This is a genomic window from Ruegeria sp. BE1 (assembly GCF_056538885.1).
The window spans coordinates 408,469-430,487 of the sequence record NZ_JBQFTY010000002.1; the positions used below are offsets into that span (position 1 = coordinate 408,469).

At 62.8% G+C, this 22,019-nt stretch carries 19 protein-coding genes; 18 read left to right on the forward strand and 1 reads right to left on the reverse strand.

The window, feature by feature from the left end; all coding sequences use genetic code 11:
• Genes cobN through cobJ form a run of 5 tightly spaced genes read left to right on the forward strand, consistent with a single transcriptional unit; the run spans position 1 to position 6,515 of the window.
• The gene (gene cobN, locus ACR0J5_RS08285; protein WP_480652210.1) at positions 1–3,294 is read left to right on the forward strand and encodes a cobaltochelatase subunit CobN; all 3,294 of its coding nucleotides are present in this window, start codon (positions 1–3) and stop codon (positions 3,292–3,294) included.
• Positions 3,291–4,412 (forward strand): precorrin-3B synthase, encoded by a 1,122-nt coding sequence (gene cobG / locus ACR0J5_RS08290; RefSeq protein WP_480652212.1) that lies wholly within the window; start codon positions 3,291–3,293, stop codon positions 4,410–4,412. The genes cobN and cobG overlap by 4 nt, the downstream gene beginning before the upstream one ends.
• Positions 4,412–5,041, forward strand: coding sequence for a precorrin-8X methylmutase (locus ACR0J5_RS08295; protein ID WP_480652214.1), 630 nt, complete (start codon positions 4,412–4,414; stop codon positions 5,039–5,041). Before cobG ends, ACR0J5_RS08295 begins: the two co-directional genes overlap by 1 nt.
• Complete coding sequence (locus ACR0J5_RS08300; protein WP_480652216.1) at positions 5,038–5,766, forward strand: precorrin-2 C(20)-methyltransferase; 729 nt, start codon at positions 5,038–5,040, stop codon at positions 5,764–5,766. The genes ACR0J5_RS08295 and ACR0J5_RS08300 overlap by 4 nt, the downstream gene beginning before the upstream one ends.
• Entirely contained in the window at positions 5,763–6,515 is a 753-nt protein-coding gene (cobJ, locus tag ACR0J5_RS08305; protein ID WP_480652218.1) for a precorrin-3B C(17)-methyltransferase, read from the forward strand. The genes ACR0J5_RS08300 and cobJ overlap by 4 nt, the downstream gene beginning before the upstream one ends.
• Here the strand turns inward: cobJ and ACR0J5_RS08310 are convergent.
• Positions 6,488–7,237 carry a cobalt-precorrin-6A reductase gene (locus ACR0J5_RS08310; protein ID WP_480652220.1) on the reverse strand — a complete coding sequence of 250 codons (750 nt, stop codon included), beginning with the start codon at positions 7,235–7,237 and terminating at the stop codon, positions 6,488–6,490. The two genes, cobJ and ACR0J5_RS08310, sit on opposite strands and share 28 nt — an antisense overlap.
• Here ACR0J5_RS08310 and cbiE point away from each other — a divergent pair.
• The 13 genes from cbiE to mdoH all read left to right on the forward strand — a co-directional run bounded on the left by cbiE (position 7,236) and on the right by mdoH (position 21,926).
• Positions 7,236–8,435 carry a precorrin-6y C5,15-methyltransferase (decarboxylating) subunit CbiE gene (cbiE, locus tag ACR0J5_RS08315; RefSeq protein ID WP_480652222.1) on the forward strand — a complete coding sequence of 400 codons (1,200 nt, stop codon included), beginning with the start codon at positions 7,236–7,238 and terminating at the stop codon, positions 8,433–8,435. The two genes, ACR0J5_RS08310 and cbiE, sit on opposite strands and share 2 nt — an antisense overlap.
• Complete coding sequence (locus ACR0J5_RS08320; RefSeq protein ID WP_480652224.1) at positions 8,432–8,800, forward strand: cobalamin biosynthesis protein; 369 nt, start codon at positions 8,432–8,434, stop codon at positions 8,798–8,800. Before cbiE ends, ACR0J5_RS08320 begins: the two co-directional genes overlap by 4 nt.
• Complete coding sequence (gene cobM / locus ACR0J5_RS08325) at positions 8,797–9,591, forward strand: precorrin-4 C(11)-methyltransferase (RefSeq protein WP_480652226.1); 795 nt, start codon at positions 8,797–8,799, stop codon at positions 9,589–9,591. Before ACR0J5_RS08320 ends, cobM begins: the two co-directional genes overlap by 4 nt.
• Positions 9,584–10,912 (forward strand): cobyrinic acid a,c-diamide synthase CobB, encoded by a 1,329-nt coding sequence (locus ACR0J5_RS08330; protein WP_480652228.1) that lies wholly within the window; start codon positions 9,584–9,586, stop codon positions 10,910–10,912. The genes cobM and ACR0J5_RS08330 overlap by 8 nt, the downstream gene beginning before the upstream one ends.
• Positions 10,909–11,637, forward strand: a complete 729-nt coding sequence (gene cobA, locus ACR0J5_RS08335) for a uroporphyrinogen-III C-methyltransferase (protein ID WP_480652230.1) — start codon at positions 10,909–10,911, stop codon at positions 11,635–11,637. Before ACR0J5_RS08330 ends, cobA begins: the two co-directional genes overlap by 4 nt.
• Positions 11,630–12,376: a precorrin-6A synthase (deacetylating) gene (cobF, locus tag ACR0J5_RS08340; RefSeq protein ID WP_480652232.1), complete on the forward strand. Its 747-nt coding sequence runs from the start codon at positions 11,630–11,632 to the stop codon at positions 12,374–12,376. Before cobA ends, cobF begins: the two co-directional genes overlap by 8 nt.
• Positions 12,377–12,435: 59 nt before the next feature.
• On the forward strand, positions 12,436–12,894 hold the full coding sequence (locus ACR0J5_RS08345; protein ID WP_480652234.1) for a DUF302 domain-containing protein: 459 nt from the start codon (positions 12,436–12,438) through the stop codon (positions 12,892–12,894).
• 80 nt (positions 12,895–12,974) lie between these two features.
• Positions 12,975–14,594: a thiamine pyrophosphate-binding protein gene (locus tag ACR0J5_RS08350; RefSeq protein ID WP_480652236.1), complete on the forward strand. Its 1,620-nt coding sequence runs from the start codon at positions 12,975–12,977 to the stop codon at positions 14,592–14,594.
• Complete coding sequence (locus tag ACR0J5_RS08355; protein ID WP_480652238.1) at positions 14,581–15,765, forward strand: CaiB/BaiF CoA transferase family protein; 1,185 nt, start codon at positions 14,581–14,583, stop codon at positions 15,763–15,765. Before ACR0J5_RS08350 ends, ACR0J5_RS08355 begins: the two co-directional genes overlap by 14 nt.
• Positions 15,766–15,947: 182 nt before the next feature.
• Entirely contained in the window at positions 15,948–17,318 is a 1,371-nt protein-coding gene (locus ACR0J5_RS08360; RefSeq protein ID WP_480652239.1) for a tetratricopeptide repeat protein, read from the forward strand.
• A gap of 29 nt (positions 17,319–17,347) precedes the next feature.
• The gene (locus ACR0J5_RS08365) at positions 17,348–18,565 is read left to right on the forward strand and encodes an OpgC family protein (RefSeq protein ID WP_480652241.1); all 1,218 of its coding nucleotides are present in this window, start codon (positions 17,348–17,350) and stop codon (positions 18,563–18,565) included.
• Positions 18,562–20,061 carry an OpgD/OpgG family glucan biosynthesis protein gene (locus ACR0J5_RS08370; RefSeq protein ID WP_480652243.1) on the forward strand — a complete coding sequence of 500 codons (1,500 nt, stop codon included), beginning with the start codon at positions 18,562–18,564 and terminating at the stop codon, positions 20,059–20,061. Before ACR0J5_RS08365 ends, ACR0J5_RS08370 begins: the two co-directional genes overlap by 4 nt.
• Positions 20,058–21,926, forward strand: coding sequence for a glucans biosynthesis glucosyltransferase MdoH (gene mdoH, locus ACR0J5_RS08375; protein ID WP_480652890.1), 1,869 nt, complete (start codon positions 20,058–20,060; stop codon positions 21,924–21,926). Before ACR0J5_RS08370 ends, mdoH begins: the two co-directional genes overlap by 4 nt.
• Positions 21,927–22,019: the final 93 nt, after the last annotated feature.

The window sequence follows — 22,019 nt, forward strand, 5'->3', positions numbered from 1 at the left end:
ATGCACGTCGTCTTTCGCGAAAGCCACGGGTTAGAGGAAACCGAAACCCCAACCGATCTGGGCCAGAGCCCTGCGGATTTGGTGGTGCTGTCCTTTTCGGACAGCGACCTTGGCGCTTTTGCGGCGGGCTGGCATCGCGGTGGCGGGCCCGAAGGGCGCATGCCGACAATGCGGCTGGCCAATCTGACGGCGCTGAAACATCCCCTGTCCGTTGACACCTATGTCGAACAGACGTTGGAGGGGGCAAAGGGCATCCTGATCCGTCTGATCGGCGGGGTGCCCTATTGGGCCTACGGGTTGCAGCAGGTTCTGGCGCTGGCGCAGGCCAAGGGATTGGCTCTGGCCGTCCTGCCCGCCGATGGGCGCGAAGATACACGATTGGATGAGTTTTCCACCCTGCCCGTCTCAACCCTGCGCCGTCTGGCGCATCTGTGTGACACGGGTGGCGAAGTTGCAGCGCAGGCCGCGCTGGCGCAAATGGCATTGGCCGCCGGGCTTTATGCCGGGCCGGTGATGGGTGCGAAAACCATCCCCGAATGCGGTGCATGGTGCCCGGATCGCGGCGTGATTCCGATGGATGAAGCGTTCTCTGGCGATGCCAAACGCATCCTTGTGACCTTCTACCGCGCCTATCTGACATCCGCCGACACCGCGCCCGTTGCGGCTTTGATCCGCAGCCTGCGTGACCGTGGGTTCAATGCGGTTGGCATGTTCGCGCCATCGCTGAAAGCGCCGGCAGCTGCCGAGTGGCTGCGGGAAAACATCACCGCACTGAAACCATCGGCAATCATCAACGCCACGTCTTTTTCGGGCAAAGGCGCGTCGGGCACTTCGCCCCTTGATGCAGGCAATGTTCCTGTGTTTCAGGTCGCGCTGGCCACCTCGCGCCGCAAAGCCTGGGCCGAGGCCGAACGGGGTCTGTCGCCCGCCGACCTTGCCATGCACGTGGTGCTGCCCGAGGTGGACGGGCGTATTTCGGCGGGCATCGCTTCGTTCAAGGAACCGGGTAAGCGCGATCCGCATCTGGAGTATTCGCGCTTTGCCCACCGGGCTGAACCCGAACGGATCGAGGCGATTCTGGACCGGGTCACTGGCTGGCTGAACCTGTCAGATGCGCCCAAGGTGGATCAAATCCCTGCCCTGGTGCTGTCCACCTATCCCGGCAAAGACTGGCAAATGGCCCATGCCGTAGGTCTGGACGCACTGGCCTCTGCCGAGGCGATGCTGTCCGACTTGCAGGCCGAAGGCTATGACACCGCGCCCGCCGAACCGATTTCTGAGTCTCTGCTGGACGCGCGGCTTTCGTGGCCGCTGTCAGAATACCTGACCGCACTGGCCGAATTGCCCGAGAACTTGCAGTTGGATCTGCAAACTGTCTGGGGCAACCCCGAAGACGACCCGGCATTCTCGGACGGTGCGTTGCATTTCACTGCCCTGCGTCGCGGCAAAGCTCTGATCGCGCTGCAACCCGAGCGCGGCACGCCCGAGCTGCGCGATGACGACTATCACGATCTGTCCCGCACCCCGCGCCACAGCTATGTGGCCTTTTACCTGTGGCTGCGCAAAAGCCTCGGCGCAGATGCGCTGATCCATATCGGCGCGCATGGCACGCTGGAATGGTTGCCGGGTAAATCGGTCGCCCTGTCCGCTGATTGCTGGCCCGAAGTGCTGATCCGCGATCTGCCCGTCATCTATCCGTTTATCGTCAACGACCCCGGCGAAGCCGCGCAAGCCAAACGCCGGATCGGAGCTGTGACGCTGGGCCATATCCCGCCCGCGCTGAAGGAAAGCGGTACGCCCGACCGGATGGTGCGGTTGGAGTCACTTCTGGACGAATTCTCGAACGCCGACGGACTAGACCCCAAACGCCGCGACCGGCTGCAGGAAGACATCCGGGATGAGGCGCAGGCCATCGGGCTGGAAAGCGATCTGGGGCTGGATCAGGCCACCTGCACCGCCGAGGCGATCACCCGTATCGACCGCTTTGTCTGCGACATCAAGGAAAGCCAGTTCGGCGACGGGCTGCACATCTTTGGCCGGGTTCCGCAAGTCACCGGCAATTTCGACCCCGCGCCGTCGGCCCATGCCGAGCGCGAGGGCTTGCTGGCTGCGCTGGCAGGCAAACGGATTGAGGCCGGTCCGTCCGGTTCGCCTTATCGCGGGCGTTCGGACGTGCTGCCGACGGGGCGGAACCTCTATACCACGGACCCGCGCTCGGTCCCGACCCGCGCGGCATATACCCAAGGCGTGAAACTGGCCGAAGAATTGGTGCGGAGACATCTGCAAGAGGAAGGCGACTATCCCAAAGGGCTGATCGTCGACCTTTGGGGCTCGGCCACAATGCGCACGGCGGGTGAGGAATTCGCCATGGCGCTGCACTTGCTGGGCGTCAAACCGATCTGGGATAAAGGGTCCGAGCGGGTTTCAGGCATCGAGGTTCTGCCGATCACCGACCTCAGCCGCCCGCGACTGGACGTAACCCTACGGGTCTCAGGCCTGTTCCGCGACGTGTTTCCGACGCTCTCGGCGCTGTATGGTCAGGCGATCCGGGCATTGGCTACGCGGGATGAGGCCGCAGACTGGAACCCCTATGCCGGTCAGGAACCAGCAGCCCGTGTCTATGGCCCCGCCCCCGGCAGCTATGGCGTGAACATGACCCAATTGTCAGAGGTCTACACCGACGAGGCCCGCGCACAGGCGGGCGAAGCGTGGCTCAACGCCAGTTCCTTTGCGCTTGAGGGCGAGCATATCGCGCAGGACAAGGACGGGATCAAACAGCGCGTCGCCAACGCCGACAGCTTTGTCCACCTTCAGGACCTGACCGAAACCGATCTGCTGCTGGCCAATGACTATGCCACCCATGAGGCCGGGTTTGCCGCTGCCAAAAAGATCACTGGCGGCACCGCGCAGCTGTATCATCTGGACAATACCAACCCGGAAAATCCTCGGGCCCGCACGTTGCCCGAGGAGATCAGCCGCGTGGTCCATGCCCGTGCGGCCAATCCCGGCTGGATCGCCGGGATGCAACGCCACGGGTTCCGGGGTGCGGCCGAGATTGCGGCAACGCTGGATCACATGGCCTCGTTTGCGCATCTGTCGGGCACGGTAGCACCGCATCTCTTCGACCTGTACCACGATGCGACACTGGGCAATGAAGACGTGGAAGCCTTTTTGGCCGAGGCCAACCCAAAGGCCCATCAGGCCATGCAGGACCGGTTCCGAGCGTTGCTGGAGGCAGGGCTTTGGAACACGCGCCGGAATTCAATCCGTGCGGAACTTGAGGGCTTGCGATGACTGCTCCGGTCGTTCAGGGCTGGTGCCCCGGTGCGCACCGACCAATGATGTCCGGCGATGGGCTGGTCGTGCGCGTACGCCCCCGGCTGGCGCGATTGACGGCGGAACAGGCTGTGGGTCTGTGCAATCTGGCGGACCGCTTCGGCAATGGCACAATCGATCTGACCAACCGCGCCAACCTGCAACTGCGGGGCGTGGCCGAGGCGGACCATCAGCCGTTGCTGGCTGAACTCGCCGCGCTGAACCTGCTGGATGCCGAACCGGGCATCGAAGTGCGTCGGAACATTCTGGTCTCACCGCTGTATCGCTCGGGCGATTTGACCGCGCGGTTGGCGCAGGCGTTGATCGACCGGCTGGCCGAACTGCCTGCGCTGCCCGCCAAGTTCGGCTTTGCCATCGACACCGGGCCCGAGCGCCTGCTGGCCGGGGACTCGGCGGATATTCGATTGGAGACTGGCCCGAATGGCCTGATCCTGCGTGCTGACGGGGCTGATAGCGGAATGGCGGCAGAGGAAGCCGAGGCCATCGATTACCTGATCGCTCTGGCCGAGTGGTTTGCCCGCACCTACACGCCCGAAGCCCGCCGCATGGCACGCGTGGTCGAGGCCCTTCCGCAGGAATGGCAGGGCAGCACCTCAGGTCGGTTGGGATCACCTCTGCAACCGGGCAATTGTGATCAGGGTGTGCTCTATGGCGCGGCCTTCGGGCAGCTGCCTGCGCGCCCGCTGCGAGAGTTGGTTGAACACAGCGGTGCCAAGGCCCTGCGTGTCACACCGTGGCGGCTGATCCTGCTGGAAGGCGCGGCGGCGATACCCGCCCCGGCCTTCGTCACGAATGGCTCTGACCCGCTTATGACCACGGACGCCTGCCCCGGCGCGCCATACTGCCCGCAGGCGCAGGTGGAAACCCGCGCGATTGCCCGCGCGCTGGCGGCACGCGTTCCCGGCAGCCTGCATGTCTCGGGCTGTTCCAAGGGATGCGCCCGAATGGGGGCTGCCGATGTCACATTGATCGGCCATGAAGGGCGATTTGATCTTGTCAAACAGGGCCGCGCAGGGGATGAGCCCTGCCAGCACGGCCTGACCGAAGAAACACTGATGAACATGGACTTCACCTGATGCCCTACACTTATGAAACCGATGGCGCGGCGATCTATAAGGAAAGCTTTGCCACCATCCGGTCCGAGGCCGACCTAGCCCGGTTCGACGCGGACGAGGAGCAGGTTGCCGTCCGCATGATCCACGCCGCTGGCATGGTCGGGCTTGAGGAATTCGTCCATTTCTCGCCCGGTTTTGTGGCCGCCGCCCGCACTGCGTTGGAAAATGGCGCACCCATCCTGTGCGATGCGCGCATGGTCAGCGAAGGCGTGACACGGTTCCGCCTGCCCACCGATAACGAGGTAATCTGTACCCTGCATGACGAACGTGTCCGCCCTCTGGCCGCTGAAATGAGCAATACGCGCTCAGCCGCCGCGCTGGAGCTGTGGCGCCCGCACCTTGAGGGCGCTGTGGTCGCTATCGGCAACGCGCCGACCGCCCTGTTCCACCTGTTGAACATGCTGGAAGACCCCGATTGCCCGCGCCCCGCCGCAATCATCGGCTGCCCCGTGGGCTTTGTCGGCGCGGTTGAATCCAAGGATGCCCTGTGGGAGGCGCAGCCTGTGCCCTCTTGCATCGTCAAAGGCCGCCTGGGCGGCAGCGCCATCACCGTAGCCGCCGTCAACGCCATCGCGAGCCGCGCAGAATGAGCGGCGGCACCATCTATGGCGTGGGCCTAGGCCCCGGCGATCCCGACCTGATGAGCGTCAAGGCGGATCGGCTGCTGCGCAACGCGCGCCACGTGGCCTTCTTTCGCAAACCGGGCCGCAGCGGTCAGGCGCGCAAGATCGTCAACGGGATGATCCCCGGTGACGCCATCGAATTTCCCATGGAATACCCGGTCACTACCGAAATTCCGCTGTCGGATCCGCGCTATAACGCATTGCTTTCGGCTTTCTACGAAGACTGTGCGGCGCATCTGAAGAGGCTGTCGGATCAAGGTGAGGATGTCGTGGTCCTGTGTGAAGGTGATCCGTTTTTCTACGGGTCTTTCATGCATCTTTACAGTCGCTTACGTGACCAATCTGATGTCGAAGTCGTGCCAGCCATCACCGGCATGTCGGGGGCGTGGACCGCGACGGGCGACCCGATCACGTGGGGCGACGATGTGTTGACCGTGCTGGTTGGCACCCTGCCCGAGGACACTCTGGCAGAGCGTATGGCGCAGACGGATGCTCTGGTCGTGATGAAGATCGGGCGCAATATCGACAAGGTGAAACGTGCGCTGAAAACGGCGGGCCTTTACGACCGTGCATGGATTGTCGAGTTCGCGCAAATGCCGAACCAGACGGTCACAAAGCTGTCCGAAGCGTGCGAGAAGGTTACCCCTTATTTCTCGATCATCATCGTGCATGGTCAGGGGCGGCGGCCATGAGCGGCTGGGTCAAGATCGCGGGCCTGGGCCCGGGCAACGAAGATCTGGTGACGCCCGAAGTTTCAGCGGCTTTGGCCGAGTCGACAGACATCGTGGGCTATATTCCTTACGTCGCCCGCGTGGCTGAACGTCCGGGCCTGACCCTGCACGCCAGTGACAACCGGGTTGAGATCGACCGCTCGCAGCATGCGCTGCAAATGGCGGCTGAAGGCAAGCGTGTTGTCGTGGTCTCCTCGGGCGATCCCGGCGTGTTTGCAATGGCGGCGGCGGTGTTTGAAGCGCTAGAGAATGGCCCGTCCGAGTGGCGCAACACTCCCATTGATGTTCTGCCCGGCATCACCGCGATGCTGGCCGCATCTGCCCGTGCGGGTGCGCCTTTGGGGCATGATTTCTGTGCTATCAACCTCAGTGACAACCTCAAGCCTTGGCCCCTGATCGAGAAACGTCTGCGGCTGGCGGCACAGGCAGATTTCGCGATGGCGTTTTATAACCCGCGTTCGAAATCCCGCCCGGAAGGCTTTGTAAAGACGCTGGAAATCCTGCGGGAAGAATGCGAGCCCGAACGCCTGATCCTGTTCGCCCGTGCCGTGTCGCGCGCGGATGAAGCGATCCGCATTTCGACCCTTGCCGAGGCAACGCCCGAGATGGCTGACATGCAAACGGTTGTGATCGTTGGGTCGTCCCTGACCCGCGTGATCGAGCGTGACGGCGCCCCGATCGTCTACACCCCGAGGTTCACCCCTGAATGAGCCAGCCAGTCCAGAACCTGTGCGACACTCGACAACTCGGTCCGCTGCGGCAGGGCCGGACGGTCGATCATCAGCACCGGCAGGCCCAGCGCCCGCGCCGCGTCCAGCTTGGCGCGCGCGCCAGAGCCGCCTGCGTTCTTGGACACGACCAATTGGATCCCATGGCGCTGCATCAGCGCCTGATCATCGGCCACCGAGAACGGCCCACGCGAAACGACGACATCGCAGTTCGGCAAGGGCAGAGCGCCGGGTTCATCGACCAGCCGCAGCAAATAGCGATGCTGGGGCTGGGCCGCGAATTCTTCAAGATGCATCCGGCCCACGGCCAGAAAGACGCGCTGTGGCGCACCGGACAGCGCGGCGACCGCGCCTTCGATATCCGGAACATGCTGCCAGCGATCCCCGTCTTGCTCTTCCCACGCCGGGCGGGTCAGCGCGGCCAAGGGCACCTCGGCCTGATGGCAGGCAGCCACCGCATTGCCGCTCATTTGGGCAGCGAAAGGATGCGTCGCGTCGATCACGTGGGTTATAGTATGATCGCGCAGATAGGCGGTCAGACCGTCCATGCCACCGAACCCGCCCACACGCACCGGCAGGGGCTGCGGGCGCGGTTTATCAACGCGACCGGCATAAGAATAGGTGGCCGTAACCCCCTGTTCGGCCACAGCTTTGGCCAAGGCGTTGGCCTCGGTCGTACCGCCAAGGATCAGGAGGTGTGTCATGCATGAAGCTCCGTGGCTGACCGTTCTGGGCTTGGGCGAAGATGGACTGGATGGCCTGCCACCGGCAAGCCGTCAAGTGCTGGAGCGCGCGGAAATCATAATGGGGCCGCCGCGACATCTGTCACTGGTGCCCGACACCCGGGCCGAGCGTGTGGAATGGCCGGTGCCCTTCGCCGAGGGCCTGCCGATTTTGACCGAATTCCGAGGGCGACCCACCGTGGTGCTGGCCTCGGGCGATCCGTTCTGGTTTGGTGCGGGCTCGGTCATCGCGCGTAATTTTGAGGCCGGCGAATGGGCGGCCCTGCCCGGTCAATCGACTTTTTCGCTGGCCGCCGCGCGGCTGGGCTGGCCGCTGGAGGCCACGCTGACCTTTGGCCTGCACGCCGCGCCCCTGACGCGGCTGCGTCCGCACCTGTCACCGGGCCTGCGCGCCATTCTGCTGCTGCGCAATGGGGCTGCGGTGGCGGAACTGGCGACCTACCTGACCGAAACCGGCTTTGCCGACACCCGTCTGCACGTGATGGAGGCGCTTGGCGGCCCCCGCGAACGCGCGCGCACCGTCTCACTGACCGAGGCCCTGCTGGGTGGGTTCGATCACCCGGTCTGCGTCGGGCTGGAGGTTGCGGGCGCGGGCCGCGCGCTGCCCAAATCCTCGGGCAAACCGGATGAGATATTCGAGACCGACGGCCAGATTACCAAACGCCCGATCCGGGCGCTGACCCTTTCGGCACTGGCCCCGCAGCGTGGCGAGCATCTGTGGGACATCGGCGGCGGCACCGGGTCGATCAGCATTGAATGGCTGATGTGTGACCCGACGCTGACCGCAACCACGATCGAACCCCGCGAAGATCGCGCCGAGCGTATCCGTCGCAATGCCGACGCGCTGGGACAGGATCGGCTGAACGTCATCCACGGCACCGCACCCGATGCATTGAAGGGCCTGCCCCTGCCCGATGTGGTCTTTATCGGCGGCGGGCTGAGTGCTGCGCTGCTGGAGTGGCTGCAGGTCAGCCTGCCGGCGGGCACCCGACTGGTGGCCAATGCGGTGACGCTCGAAAGCGAGGCGACACTGGCCCAATGGCATGAGAAACTGGGCGGTGATCTGCTGCGGATTGAACTGGCTCAGTCGGCACCGCTGGGGCCCCGGCGTGGTTGGAAATCGGCTTACCCCGTGGTGCAGTGGAGCGTCACGCTATGATCGTTGCGGGCCTTGGGTTTTCGTCCACCGCGACCGTGGTCAGCCTGCGCGCGGCCTTTGCGGCGGCCACCGCTGACCACCCCGTCAGCGCCTTGGCGACTGTTGCGGACAAGGAAGGCCACGCCGCCCTGACCGCATTCGCCGCCGCCACCGCCCTGCCCCTGCATTTCATCGCGCCCGCTGATCTGGCTGGGCAGCGTACCCTCACCTGCTCGACCCGCAGCCGCGCCAGCTATGGCACCGGCAGCGTGGCCGAAGCATCCGCCCTTGCCGCCGCCGGTTCCGGTGCGCGGCTGCTCTCACCCCGACAGATTTCAGACGACCGGCTGGCCACCTGTGCCATAGCCATCGGAGGACAGACATGACCGTTCATTTCATCGGCGCCGGACCGGGCGCTGCCGACCTGCTGACCCTGCGCGGGCGCGACATCATCGCGTCCTGCCCCGTGTGCCTCTATGCGGGATCATTGGTGCCCGAGGAAATTTTGGGCCATTGCCCCGAGGGGGCCAAGATCATCAACACCGCGCCAATGGATCTGGATCAGATCATGGCCGAGATCGACGCCGCCCATAAGGCCGGTCACGATGTCGCCCGCCTGCATTCCGGCGACCTGTCGGTCTGGTCGGCGATGGGCGAACAAATCCGCCGCCTGAAAGAGATGGGTATCCCGGTCAGCGTGACCCCCGGCGTTCCGTCCTTTGCCGCCGCAGCCGCAGCTTTGGGCACGGAACTGACCCTGCCCGGATTGGCGCAGTCGGTCGTTCTGACCCGCACGCCGGGCCGCGCGTCCTCGATGCCCGAGGGTGAAACGCTGGAGAACTTTGCCCGCACCGGCGCGACGCTGGCTATTCACCTGTCGATCGGCAATCTGGATAAGGTGATCGCCGACCTGACCCCAGCCTATGGGGCCGATTGCCCGGTGGCCGTGGTCTATCGCGCCAGCTGGCCGGATGAGCGCATCATCCGCGCGACGCTGAACACTCTGAAAGACGCGCTTGACGACAGCATCGCGCGTACCGCGCTGATCATGGTCGGCCCGGCACTGGCGGGTGAAGGGTTCGACGAAAGCTGCCTGTATTCAAAAGATTACGACCGCCGCTATCGCCCGCAAAGCGCCGACAGCCCGTGGTCAAGCTGGAGCCCCGAGGATGAATGACGCGATGACGAACCCGCCGGGCCTTTTGATTTCTGCGCCCTCTTCGGGGACGGGCAAAACCACCGTCATGCTGGGTCTGCTGCGGGCGCTGGCCGAGGACGGTTTGACCGTTCAACCGTTCAAGAGCGGCCCGGACTATATCGACCCAGCCTTCCATCAGGCGGCGGCGGGTCGGGCCTCGTTCAACATCGACAGCTGGGCGATGGGTGATCCATTGCTGAACGCCATTTCTGCGCAAGCCAAGGGCGCGGATATCGTGGTCGCCGAAGGGTCGATGGGGTTGTTTGACGGCGTTGCCAAGCCCGGAGAGCTGGGGCATGGATCAAGCGCCGAAACCGCGCTGCGCATGGGCTGGCCGGTGGTGCTGGTGCTGGATGTGGGCGGTCAGGCGCAATCGGCGGCGGCCACGGCGCTGGGTTTCAAAATGTACAACCCCGACCTGCCTTTTGCCGGTGTGATCCTGAACCGTTGCGCCAGCCCCCGGCATGAGCGGCTGACCCGGCTGGGGATGGAGCGGGCGGGCCTGCCGGTGCTGGGCGTTCTGCCCCGTCGTGGCGACCTGACCCTGCCCGAGCGGCATCTGGGGCTGATCCAGGCGGTGGAACACCCCGATCTGGAAAGCGCGATTGCCGGGTATGCTGAATTTCTACGCGAGCATGTGGACTTGGAGGCGATCAAGCGGGCGGCCTCCTCAGGCCCGAATGGGCCATCGTCAGCCGCGCTGCCGCGGCCCCCGGCCCAGCGGATCGCGCTGGCACGGGATGCGGCGTTTTCGTTCACCTATCCGCATTTGCTGGAAGGCTGGCGCGCTGCGGGGGCCGAAATCCGCCCCTTCTCACCTTTGGCCAATGAGGCCCCGGCAGCCGATGCCGATCTGGTCTGGTTGCCGGGTGGATACCCTGAATTGCATGCTGGCACTCTGGCCGCTGCTGAGACGTTTTTGACCGGTCTACGCAAACATGCCGAGACCAAACCGGTGCATGGCGAATGCGGCGGATACATGGCTTTGGGGCAGGCTTTGGTCGACAAAGACGGAGTGCAGCATCAAATGGCCGGTTTGCTGGGGCTGGTTACGTCTTATGAAAAGCGCAAGTTCAACCTGGGCTATCGCAAGGCCGAACTTTTGGCCCCGATGCCGGGGTTCGCGTCCGGAACTGCCCTGCGCGGACATGAGTTCCACTATTCCTCAATCGTCGAGCAACCGGATGCGCCACTGGCCCGCGTTTTTGACGCCGAAGGGGTCGAGGGGCCGCAGACCGGATCAGTACGCGGCAACGTGACCGGCACCTTCTTTCACCTGATCGCGGAGGCCACGGCATGAGCGGTTTCGTCTCATTCATCGGCTCGGGCCCCGGTGACCCGGAATTGCTGACGCTAAAAGCTGTGGACCGGATGCAAAAGGCCGATGCCGTGTTGTTTGATGACCTTAGCAGCGGTCCAATTCTTGGACACGCGCGCGACGAGGCCGATCTGGTTGGCGTTGGCAAACGCGCCGGGCGCCCCTCGCCCAAGCAGAACCATGTCAGCCGTTTGCTGGTGGACTATGCCAAGACCGGAGCCCGCGTGGTGCGGTTGAAATCCGGTGATGGCGGGCTGTTCGGGCGGCTTGAGGAAGAGCTGGTGGCCCTGCGCGAAGCCCGGATCGAATACGAGATCATCCCCGGCATCCCCTCAGCCGTTGCAGCGGCGGCGGCAGCCGGCATCCCTTTGACCCGCAGGTTGACCGCGCGGCGTGTGCAATTCGTCACTGGCCACGACGTCAGCGGCAAGCTGCCCGAGGACCTGAACCTGACCGCTTTGGCCGACGCGGATGCGACCACCGTCGTATTCATGGGCAAGCGGACTTTCCCTTTGCTGGTCAAGGCCCTGCACGCGCACGGCCTGCCGCCGGAGACCCCGGCGCTGATGGCAGAATCCGTCTCGACCCCTGATCAGAAACTGCATCGCGCCACGATTGGTGCTTTGTCCGAAAAACTGGCGGATGAGATCGGCACCGCCCCGGCGCTGATCCTTTACGGCCCTCTGGCAGAGTTTGACGATGTATGATCTGACCCTGATCGGTATCGGCACCGGAAACCCCGACCACGTGACCATGCAGGGGGTGCAGGCCATTCAGGGCGCGGACCTGATCCTGATCCCCCGCAAGGGCGAGAATAAGGCCGATCTGGCCGGGCTGCGGGAAGAGATCATTGCGACGGTCACCGATACGCCGCCCCGGATCGCCTATTTCGACATCCCCAAGCGCCGCTCGGATGACGGGTATCTGCGCGGGGTGGATGAATGGCATGACGCGATTGCCGTGCGCTGGCACGAGGCGATCCAGGCCCACCCCGAAGCGCAACATGTGGCGCTGCTGATCTGGGGCGATCCGTCGCTTTATGACAGTTCGCTCAGAATCGCCTCACGTCTTTATCCGCAACCCAAGACGCGGGTGATCCCGGGCATCACGGCGCTGCAGGCGCTGACGGCGGCGCATGCGATTCCGATCAACGATCTGGGTGCACCTTACGTAGTCACGACCGGGCGGCGCATTCGGGATGAGGGGTGGCCTGCAAGTACCTCAAAAGTTGCGGTTATGCTGGATGGCGAGTGTTCGTTCCAAAGCCTTGAGATGCAGGATTATGACATCTGGTGGGGTGCCTATGTGGGCATGAAAGAGGAATTGCTGATCAAGGGGCCTTTGGCGCAAGTGGCGCAGGACATTCTGGATACGCGCGCCCGGGCCCGCGCCGATCATGGCTGGATCATGGATATTTACCTGCTGCAAAAGCGCACAGAAATGTGAGTGCGCAGACCCGCGTTCTCTGGCATCAAGGACGCAGTGTTTTGCCGGAGGTGTCACGAATGCGCGGTCTTTGGGGTTTGCTCTGTTGTCTGGCTCTGCCCGTTTGGGCGCAGGAGCCAGTGGCGGGCTGGGCAGTCTACCCGACGGATAAGCCTTATGATACGCTTGTTGCGGATACGCGGGCGGCGGTGAAAGACAACGGTCTGATCGTGGTCACACAGGCGGGGCCAACCAAGGCCGCTGCGGCGCGTGGCATCACCATTCCCGGCAATCTGGTGATCGGGGCCTTCAACAACGACTATGCCGTGCGGGTTCTGGAAACATCCGTACAGGCAATGATCGAAGCACCGATCCGCTTTTATGTCACCGAAAATGAGGACGGAACCGCGACCCTGTCCTACAAAACGCCCAGTTTTGTGTTCGCGCCCTATGTTTATGAGGGTGGCGAGCCCCTGCTGGAGATCGCCACGGAACTTGACGCAAAGTTTCAGGCAGTGGCGGAATCCGCAGTCAAATAGTCACACTGACGTGAACCTGCTTGCGTCTGGGCGCGTCCTCCGCAATCTGCTTTGCAACGTGATTACCCGGAGCTTGATTGATGCAGGACCTGTCCCCCCGCGCGGCTGACCTTTTGGCGCAACGCCTCTATGAGGCTGGATGCCGCCACGCCTTTGGCATGCCCGGAGGTGAGGTCCTGACGCTGGTCGACGCTCTGGAACAGGCCGGAATCACCTTTCACCTGACCAAGCATGAAAACGCCGCTGGTTTCATGGCCGAGGCCGTCCATCACCGCGACGGCGCGCCTGCGATTCTGGTGGCGACGCTTGGCCCCGGCGCGATGAACGGGATCAATGTGGTGGCCAACGCGTTGCAAGACCGGGTGCCGATGATCGTCCTGACCGGATGTGTCGATGCGGATGAGGCGCTGACCTACACCCATCAGGTCATGGATCACGCGCAGGTTTACCGCTCGATCACCAAGGGCACGTTCACCCTGACGGCGCAGGGGGCCGATATTGTTGCTGACAAGGCCGTGACGCTGGCCAACCAACCGCGCCCCGGCCCTGTGCATATCGACGTGCCGATCTCGGTCGCGGATACGCGCGTGTCGGGTGTGAAACGCCGCCGCCGCGCCAAGATCGCCGCCGTCGCGCCCGAGGGGAACTGTGTTGAGAAAGCCCGCCGCTGGGTGGCGCAGGCGGAACGGCCCATCGCGATTGTGGGACTGGATGTGCTCTATGACGATTCGCGCAACGTGGTGCAGGCGTTTCTGGAGCATTTCAACATCCCCTTCGTGACCACCTACAAGGCCAAAGGGGTCGTTCCCGAAGATCACCCGCTATGCCTGGGCGGCGCGGGCCTGTCGCCTTTGGCAGACAAACATCTGGTGCCGCTGGTCGAGCAATCCGATCTGGTAATTTGTGTGGGCTATGACCCGATTGAAATGCGCCCCGGCTGGCGCGAGATCTGGGACCCCGAGGAAAAGCGCGTCATCGACATTTCAGCCGTGGCCAATGATCACTACATGCATCAGGCCGGGCTGAACCTTGTGGCCGACACCGGCCCCACGCTTGAGGCCATCGCCAAGGGCAACGCGGCGCGCGCCACATGGCCCGGCGGTGAACCAACGCAGGTCAAGGCCGCGTTGGCGCAGGCTTTCCCCACCGACGACGAATGGGGCCCTGCCGCCGTGATCGCCGAAACCCGAGCCGCCCTGCCCGCAGAAACGCTGGCCACTGCCGATAGCGGCGCGCACCGTATCTTGCTGAGCCAGATGTGGGACTGTTCCGAGGAACGCGGGCTGATCCAATCCTCGGCGCTGTGCACCATGGGCTGCGCTGTACCGATGGCGATTGGTCTGAAACTGGCCGAACCCGACCGCCCGGTCATCAGTTTCTCAGGCGATGCCGGGTTCCTGATGGTCGCCGGAGAGCTGTCGACCGCTGCCGAAATGGGCGGCAATCCGATCTTTCTGGTCTTTGTCGATGCCAGCCTTGCGTTGATCGAGCTGAAACAGCGCCAGCGTCAGATGGGCAACCGGGGCGTGGATTTCGACCGTCACGACTTTGCCGCCATGGGCCGCGCCTTTGGTGGCAACGGCCACACGGTGCGCAACCGGGCAGAGCTGCGCGCGGCGCTGGATGCAGCGGTCAAAGCCGACAGTTTCACCGTGATCGCTGCCGAAATCGATCGTGGGGGCTATGATGGCCGGATCTGAGGGACCACTGAAGGGCGTCAAGGTACTGGACCTGAGCCGCATTCTGGCGGGGCCGACCTGCACGCAATTGCTGGGCGATCTGGGCGCAAGCGTCATCAAGATCGAAAACCCGGCAACGGGCGGTGACGACACGCGGCAATGGGGCCCTCCGTATGTTGAGGATGCGCAGGGCAACCGCTCGGACCTGAGCGCGTATTTCATGTCGGCCAACCGCAACAAGAAATCCGTTGCCATCGACATCACGACCCCCGAAGGTCAGTCTGAAATCAAGCGCCTGGCGGCCCATGCCGACATCCTGATCGAGAATTTCAAACCTGGCGGGCTGGCGAAATACGGGCTGGATTACGCGGCGCTGTCGCAAGAGCTGCCTGGCCTCGTCTACTGCTCGATTTCGGGCTATGGGCAGACGGGGCCGAATGCCTCGAAACCCGGATATGATCTGATGGCACAGGGCTATGGCGGGATCATGTCGCTGACGGGCGATCCCGAAGGCGCGCCGATGAAAGTGGGCGTGGGCATCGCGGACGTGATGTGCGGGATGTATGCCACCGTAGGTATTCTGGCGGCCCTACGCCACCGCGATCAGACCGGAGAAGGCCAGCAGATTGATCTGGCGCTGGTGGACGCTCAGGTCGCGTGGCTGATCAATGAGGGCGTGAACTACCTGACCTCGGGCAACGTCCCACAACGGCGCGGCAACGGGCATCCCAATATCGTGCCCTATGACGTCTATGAAACGGCGGATGGCCACGTCATTCTGGCGGTTGGAAATGATGGGCAGTTCCGTCGGTTCTGCGATTTCATCAACCGCCCGGATTTGGCCGATGACCAGCGTTTTGCCACCAACCCCGCCCGGCTGGAACACCGCGACGCGCTGAATGCTGTGCTGCGCCCGGCCGTGCAGGCCCACAACACCGCCACCGTTATTGCCGAGTTGGAAACCCGCAAAGTCCCCGTTGGCCCGGTGCAGACGCTGGATCAGGTGTTCGACACAGATCAGGTGGCCGCACGGCAGATGCAAATTGCCATGCAAGCCACCCCGGGCGAGGTGAATCTGATCGGAAATCCACTGAAACTTTCGCGCACGCCGGTCACCTATCGCAGCGCCCCGCCGGAATTCGGGGCGGATACTCAGGCGGTTCTGAACGCCGAAAATCCCTTTGACGATTGAAACACTGTGCTTAATTCGGCGGCAAGTTGCTGAAACATGCCGTTGAATCGGCGGTTTTTTTCAAGTTTTCCACACACGGCATTTCACCAATTCGAGAGCAGGGGCGATACTGATACGACGCCGACAGACTCTCTGCTACATCGAATAATGTAGACTTTTCTAAGATGGATCGGACCACACGCATGAAACAAGATGTTTTCGGACAGATGAACACCCTCAGCCAATCGGCCAGTGTCGAGGCGTGGAACGGTGTTCTGCTTGGCTTCATGGCGCATTCGGCCACCACCCCGCAACATCTGGGCAAAGTGCTGGAGCTTGAGCCCGATTTTGCCCTGGGTCATGCCATCAAAGGTCTGTTCATGATTCTGCTGGGTCGTCGCGAGATGGTCGCCGTTGCGGTTGATGCGCTGGATGCTGCGAATGCGGCAGCAGAGCGTCAGCCGGTCTCGGCCCGCGAACGTCTGTATATCGATGCGCTGGGGCTTTATCTGGCCGATCTGCCCTCGCAAGCTGTTCAGAAATTCGAAGAGATTTTGCGCGCTCATCCGCAGGACACGCTGGCGATGAAGCTGAGCCATGCAACGCGGTTTGTTCTGGGCGACGCCGCAGGTATGCGCCGGTCGATTGAGCGTGTGATGCCCGCCTACGAACCCGACCATGCGGGTCGTGGTTACCTGCTGGGCTGCCATTCCTTCGCGCTGGAGGAGACCGGCGCCTATGAAAAGGCCGAGATCGCAGGCCGTCAGGCGCTGTGGATGGTGTCGGATGACGCCTGGGGCCTGCATGCCGTGGCCCACGTGCACGAAATGACGGGCAACGCGCAGCTGGGATTGGACTGGCTGGCCGGGCGCGAGGATGCGTGGACCCATTGCAACAACTTCCGCTACCACGTCTGGTGGCACAAGGCGCTGATGCATCTGGACCTGGGTCAGGTCGATCAGGTGATGGAGCTGTATGACAACTACATCCGCCAGGACAAAACCGACGACTACCGCGACATCTCGAACGCGACCTCGCTGCTGTCACGGCTTGAGCTTGAGGGCGTCGAGGTGGGCAACCGCTGGGAGGAACTGGCCGACCTCAGCGCCGCGCGCACCGAAGATGGCTGCCTGATCTTTGCCGATCTGCACTATCTGCTGGCCCTGACCGGCGACAATCGCGGTGAAGCGACCGGCAAGATGTTGCAGCGTATCCAAAAGGACGCGCAGCGCAATCAGGGGGACACCCCGATCCGCATGTCCGATCCGGGCATCGCAGCCGCCAAGGGGCTTGAGGCTTTTGGCGAGGGCCTTTACGGGCAAGCCTTTGATTTCCTGTCCAATGCACGGGACGGAATGCAATTGGCAGGTGGAAGTCACGCCCAACGTGATGTATTCGAGCGCATCACAATTGATTCCGGCCTGCGCGCGGGCCGTCTGGATGCTGTCGAGCGTATTCTGGACGATCGCCGCGCCAAACGTGCCGGTGGCGAGGACAATTACGCTTTGGCGCGCCGCGCATTGATCGACGCGGCCCGCGATAACGGAGACGCACAAAGCGTCCCGGCTGAATAACAAAAAGACCAAAGAAGGACAGAATACGTATGGCGACTGCTTCGCCCGCTTCTGATTTTGCGCCTGTGGCTGCCCAAGCGGCAGCCCCTGCCCGCGTGCGCGACCCGCGTCTGGATTTCTATCGCGGCATCGCGATGTTCATCATCCTGATTGCGCATATCCCGAATGACCCATGGGCCAAGTGGATTCCCGCACGGTTCGGTTTCTCGGATGCAACCGAGATTTTCGTGTTCTGCTCAGGCATGGCCTCGGCCATCGCCTTTGGCGGGGCGTTTGCGCGCAAGGGCTGGTGGATGGGCACGGCCCGCGTCGCCTTTCGCATCTGGCAGGTCTACTGGGCGCATATCGCGCTGTTCTTCTTTGTCGCCATGTCCATGGCGGCGCTGGATCAGACAGGTTTCTTTGAGAAAACATATATCTCCTCACTGAACCTGCAGCATTTCTTCAATGATCCGGCACCGCAGATCGTGGGTCTGTTCACACTGACCTATGTGCCAAACTACTTCGACATTCTGCCCATGTATCTAGTGGTTCTGGCGATGATGCCAATGTTCATGGGCTTGTCACGGGTTGGGTTCTGGGCGGTTGCAATGGCTTCGGTGCTGATCTGGCTGGTGGCTCAGTTCGACTATCTGGACCTCCCGGCTGAGCCGTGGTCGGAGCGTCAGTGGTTCTTCAACCCGTTCGGCTGGCAATTGCTGTTCTTCACCGGTTTCGCCTTTATGCGCGGCTGGATACCTGCCCCGCCGGTGTCGAAAACGCTGATCTGGGCAGCGGCTTTGTTCCTGATCTTCTCAATGCCGTTCGGGTCGTGGAAAGTGTTCAACTGGATCAATGCAGCCGCGCCCGATCTGGCCGATGAAATCCGCAAGGTCTGGCCCGTAACCAAGGAATTCCGCGACAAGTCCGATTTTGGCCTGTTCCGCTATGTCCACTTCCTGTCGCTGGCTTATCTGGGCTGGGTCGTCGCGGGCGAGCATGGCCACCGCCTGATCGCAACCGGCCACAGCGCGGGGGCCAAGGTCTGGCAGGCCCTGCTGACCGTGATCACCAAAGTCGGACAGCAATCGCTGGCGGTGTTCGTATTTTCCATGGCAGCCGCACGACTTATCGGCGTCGGACTGGACCTGAGTGGGCGGGATGTTGCCAGTGTGTTCATCGCCAACATGATTGGCTTTGCCATGATCATCGGCGTCGCCTACATGGCCGCCTGGTTCAAGTCACAACCCTGGAAGTCGAAAAAATGAATTTCACACGTCGCGCATTTCTGGCCTCAACTTCGGCGCTTGCCTTTGCTCCGGCCACCTTTGCCGTGGGCGGAGAAGTCCCCTTTGACCGCAACGATGTGATCGCGCTGGCCCGCGAATTGGCCAGCAAACCCTATGCCGAGCGTGAGATGGTCCCGCAGGAATGGCAGGACCTGACGTATCAGCAATACCGCTCGATCCGGTTCCGTCTGGACCGCGCGCTTTGGTATGAGACCGAGACGCCGTTCAACGTCGATTTCTTTACCCCCGGCCTATATTTCCCGCGCACGGTTAAAGTGTCGACGGTTGAGGACGGGATGACCAAACCGGTCACGTTCGATCTGTCGATGTTCGATAAATCCGAAGACGTCCCGCAATTGCCTATCGACGACACGCTGGGCTTTTCCGGCCTGCGTTTGCGCACCGAAATGCACCGTCCCGGGGAAACCGATGAGTTCTGCGTCTGGCAAGGTGCCAGCTATTTCCGCGCCATCGGTCTGCATGAGGTTTACGGCCTGTCCGCCCGCGGTCTGGCCCTGAAAACCGGCGACCCCGATGGTGAGGAATTCCCCGAATTCATCCGGTTCTGGTTGGAACGTCCCAAACCCGGTCAACGGGATATGGTGGTCCATGCCTTGATGGACAGCCCCAGCGTGACCGGGGCCTACCGTTTCAACGTCACCGCCGGTGCCGATTGCATCATGGACGTCGAGGCGACGCTGTTCCCTCGCGAAGAACTGCCCCATGTCGGCATTGCGCCCGGCACCTCGATGTTCCTGTTCGATCAGACCAACCACAGCCGGTTCGACGATTTCCGCCCCGCCGTCCATGACAGTGACGGCCTGCTGATCCGCAATGGCGCCGGAGAGGTGCTGTGGCGCCCGCTGGCCAACCCCCTCAATCTGCAGATTTCGTCCTTTGTGGACATGAACCCCCGCGGGTTTGGCCTGATGCAGCGGAAACGGAAGTTCTCGGACTATGCGGATCTTGAGGCGAATTATCACAAACGCCCCGGCCTGTGGGTCGAGCCCAACGGCGATTGGGGTAAGGGCTCCGTGACCTTGGTTGAGATTCCGGCCGATCAGGAAATCTATGACAATATCGTCGCCTACTGGCGCCCCGCAGAACCCTATGCGGCAGGCAGTCAGGTCGATCTGTCTTATCGCCTGATCTGGGGTGAGGAACCGCAGCGCACCCCGATGCCACGCGTGATCAACACGGCGATGGGCGAAAACACCTTTGGTGAGGGCCGTCTGGCCGTGATCGACTTTGAAGATAGTGAGCTGTTCTCCGATCCCGAAGCGATGACCATCTTCGTCAACTCTCCCCATGCCGAAACATCCGAGGGCGTATTGCAGCGCAACCCCGACACGGGCGGGCTGCGGCTGGCCTTTTCCTTCCAGCCGGGTGAGCGCACCCATGTCGAGCTGCGCGCGCAGTTGCTGAAAGACAAGAAACCCGCCTCCGAAGTGTGGCTGTACCGTTGGACCGCATGACCAAAGACCTGCATATCATGCCGCCAGAGGCGCCTCTGGCCATGCCCGCCCAGGATTTCCGCGCGGATTTCCGGGATGCCGATGTCCCCACGGGTCAGCGCGCATCGGCCGGGTTCTGGCGCGCGCTGGCGTTCTCGCCAGCGATGGCGGCGACGCTGGGGCTGTTGTGGGTCATGAGCGATTGGTTCGGGGCCGAGGGCATCAACCTGATCGAAGGCATCCTGCTCGCGCTGATCTCGTTCAACTTTTTCTGGATTTCCTTCACGGTCTGCACCGTGCTGTTGGGGATGGTGTCCCTGTCCCGGCAGGAAAAACCCAGGCGGGAAACGCGGTCACAGCCCTTGCGCGTGGCGCTGCTGACCCCGGTCTATAACGAAGTGCCTTGGAATGTGCTGGGCAACGCCCGCACCATGCTGGAGGATTTGCGCGCGCGCAGCGGTCAGCATCACTATGCGATGTTCATCCTGTCCGATACGCGTGACCCAGCGATTGCGGCACAGGAACAGGCCAGTGTCGAGGCGCTGCGCACCACACTCGCCCCCGGTCTGGAACTGTATTATCGCCGTCGCGAACAGAACACTGACCGCAAGGTCGGCAACATCGCCGATTGGGTCAGCCACTGGGGGGCCGATTGGGATGCGATGCTGGTGCTGGATGCCGACAGCCTGATGACCGGGCGCGCGATCACGCGCCTGACCGACGCGCTGGCGCGTGATCCGGGTGCCGGTCTGATCCAAAGCTATCCGCAACTGATCGGCGCACAGTCGGTCTTTGCCCGGATGCAGCAATTCGCCAATGGCGTTTATGGCATCGCCTTTGCCGAGGGTCTGGCCCGCTGGTGCGGGCAAGAGGGCAACTATTGGGGCCACAACGCCATCATTCGCACAAGGGCGTTCGCCAGCAGCGCGGGTCTGCCGAAACTGCGGGCGTATAATGGTCAGGAAAAGCTGATCATGAGCCACGATTTTGTCGAGGCGGGTCTGCTGCGCCGCGCCGGTTGGGCCGTGCGCTTTCTGCCGCGCATTCGTGGGTCGTATGAGGAAACGCCGCCCACCCTGATCGACCACGCGCTGCGGGATCGGCGCTGGTGTCAGGGCAACCTGCAACACCTGAAACTACTGGGCTCGACCGGGTTCCGCGCCGTGTCGCGTTTTCACATGTTCCACGGCGCGGTCGGCTATCTGATGTCGCCGCTGTGGTTTGCCCTGCTGGTGATGTGGGCGCTGATCGGTCAGGGTGAGGACGCCTCGGTCCTGTATTATTTCAGCCCCGACAATCCCCTTTTCCCGCAGTGGCCCGAGATGTCGGAGACCCGTCATGTGCTGATCATTCTGGTCATGTACGCCATGTTGCTGGCCCCCAAGGTGCTGGGCGTTCTGGCCCTGCCCCTCAGCGGGATGCGCTATGCCGAGTTTGGTGGCGGCTTGAAATTTCTCACATCGTTCCTGGCCGAGGTGATCCTATCGATCCTCTACGCACCGATCCTGATGGTACAGCAGATGATCGCGGTGTTCCGCACCGCGCTTGGTATCCAAAAGGGCTGGTCGCCGCAGGCGCGTGACGGCGGCACCTATGGGCTGCGCACGCTGATCCTGTGTCATACGCTGGAAACCATCAGCGGCATCGCGCTGAGCGTTGGGATTCTGTCTGGCCTCGTGTCGGTCTGGCTGGCCCCGATTGCGATCAGCCTTGCGCTCGCGATCCCGCTCTCTGCGCTCAGCGGCGTGTCGGCTGGCACGGCACGGCGCATGGTCGGGATGAAAGAGGATTTCAACGAACCGGCGATCACGCGCTCGGCCCGCCGTCACCGTGATGAGTTGAAGCGTCTGATCGAAGGCAAGGGCGTGATGACCCCTGCGGAATAGAACGCTTTGCGCTTTTAAATATAGAACAACCGAAATGCGCGTTCGACCGAAAGGGAGAGGCAGCGTATTTCGGTTCAATTCAAGCACAAAGCG

Bases quoted from the DNA above. Each gene is read 5' to 3' on its own strand.
- ACR0J5_RS08295 (WP_480652214.1), top strand. From the start codon at position 4,412: ATGCCCTACACTTATGAAACCGATGGCGCGGCGATCTATAAGGAAAGC.
- ACR0J5_RS08320 (WP_480652224.1), top strand. From the start codon at position 8,432: ATGATCGTTGCGGGCCTTGGGTTTTCGTCCACCGCGACCGTGGTCAGC.
- cobA (WP_480652230.1), top strand. From the start codon at position 10,909: ATGAGCGGTTTCGTCTCATTCATCGGCTCGGGCCCCGGTGACCCGGAA.
- cobN (WP_480652210.1), top strand. From the start codon at position 1: ATGCACGTCGTCTTTCGCGAAAGCCACGGGTTAGAGGAAACCGAAACC.
- ACR0J5_RS08330 (WP_480652228.1), top strand. From the start codon at position 9,584: ATGAATGACGCGATGACGAACCCGCCGGGCCTTTTGATTTCTGCGCCC.
- ACR0J5_RS08300 (WP_480652216.1), top strand. From the start codon at position 5,038: ATGAGCGGCGGCACCATCTATGGCGTGGGCCTAGGCCCCGGCGATCCC.
- ACR0J5_RS08370 (WP_480652243.1), top strand. From the start codon at position 18,562: ATGAATTTCACACGTCGCGCATTTCTGGCCTCAACTTCGGCGCTTGCC.
- cobJ (WP_480652218.1), top strand. From the start codon at position 5,763: ATGAGCGGCTGGGTCAAGATCGCGGGCCTGGGCCCGGGCAACGAAGAT.
- ACR0J5_RS08365 (WP_480652241.1), top strand. From the start codon at position 17,348: ATGGCGACTGCTTCGCCCGCTTCTGATTTTGCGCCTGTGGCTGCCCAA.
- cobF (WP_480652232.1), top strand. From the start codon at position 11,630: ATGTATGATCTGACCCTGATCGGTATCGGCACCGGAAACCCCGACCAC.
- cbiE (WP_480652222.1), top strand. From the start codon at position 7,236: ATGCATGAAGCTCCGTGGCTGACCGTTCTGGGCTTGGGCGAAGATGGA.
- cobM (WP_480652226.1), top strand. From the start codon at position 8,797: ATGACCGTTCATTTCATCGGCGCCGGACCGGGCGCTGCCGACCTGCTG.
- mdoH (WP_480652890.1), top strand. From the start codon at position 20,058: ATGACCAAAGACCTGCATATCATGCCGCCAGAGGCGCCTCTGGCCATG.
- ACR0J5_RS08355 (WP_480652238.1), top strand. From the start codon at position 14,581: ATGGCCGGATCTGAGGGACCACTGAAGGGCGTCAAGGTACTGGACCTG.
- cobG (WP_480652212.1), top strand. From the start codon at position 3,291: ATGACTGCTCCGGTCGTTCAGGGCTGGTGCCCCGGTGCGCACCGACCA.
- ACR0J5_RS08345 (WP_480652234.1), top strand. From the start codon at position 12,436: ATGCGCGGTCTTTGGGGTTTGCTCTGTTGTCTGGCTCTGCCCGTTTGG.
- ACR0J5_RS08360 (WP_480652239.1), top strand. From the start codon at position 15,948: ATGAAACAAGATGTTTTCGGACAGATGAACACCCTCAGCCAATCGGCC.
- ACR0J5_RS08310 (WP_480652220.1), bottom strand. From the start codon at position 7,237: ATGACACACCTCCTGATCCTTGGCGGTACGACCGAGGCCAACGCCTTG.
- ACR0J5_RS08350 (WP_480652236.1), top strand. From the start codon at position 12,975: ATGCAGGACCTGTCCCCCCGCGCGGCTGACCTTTTGGCGCAACGCCTC.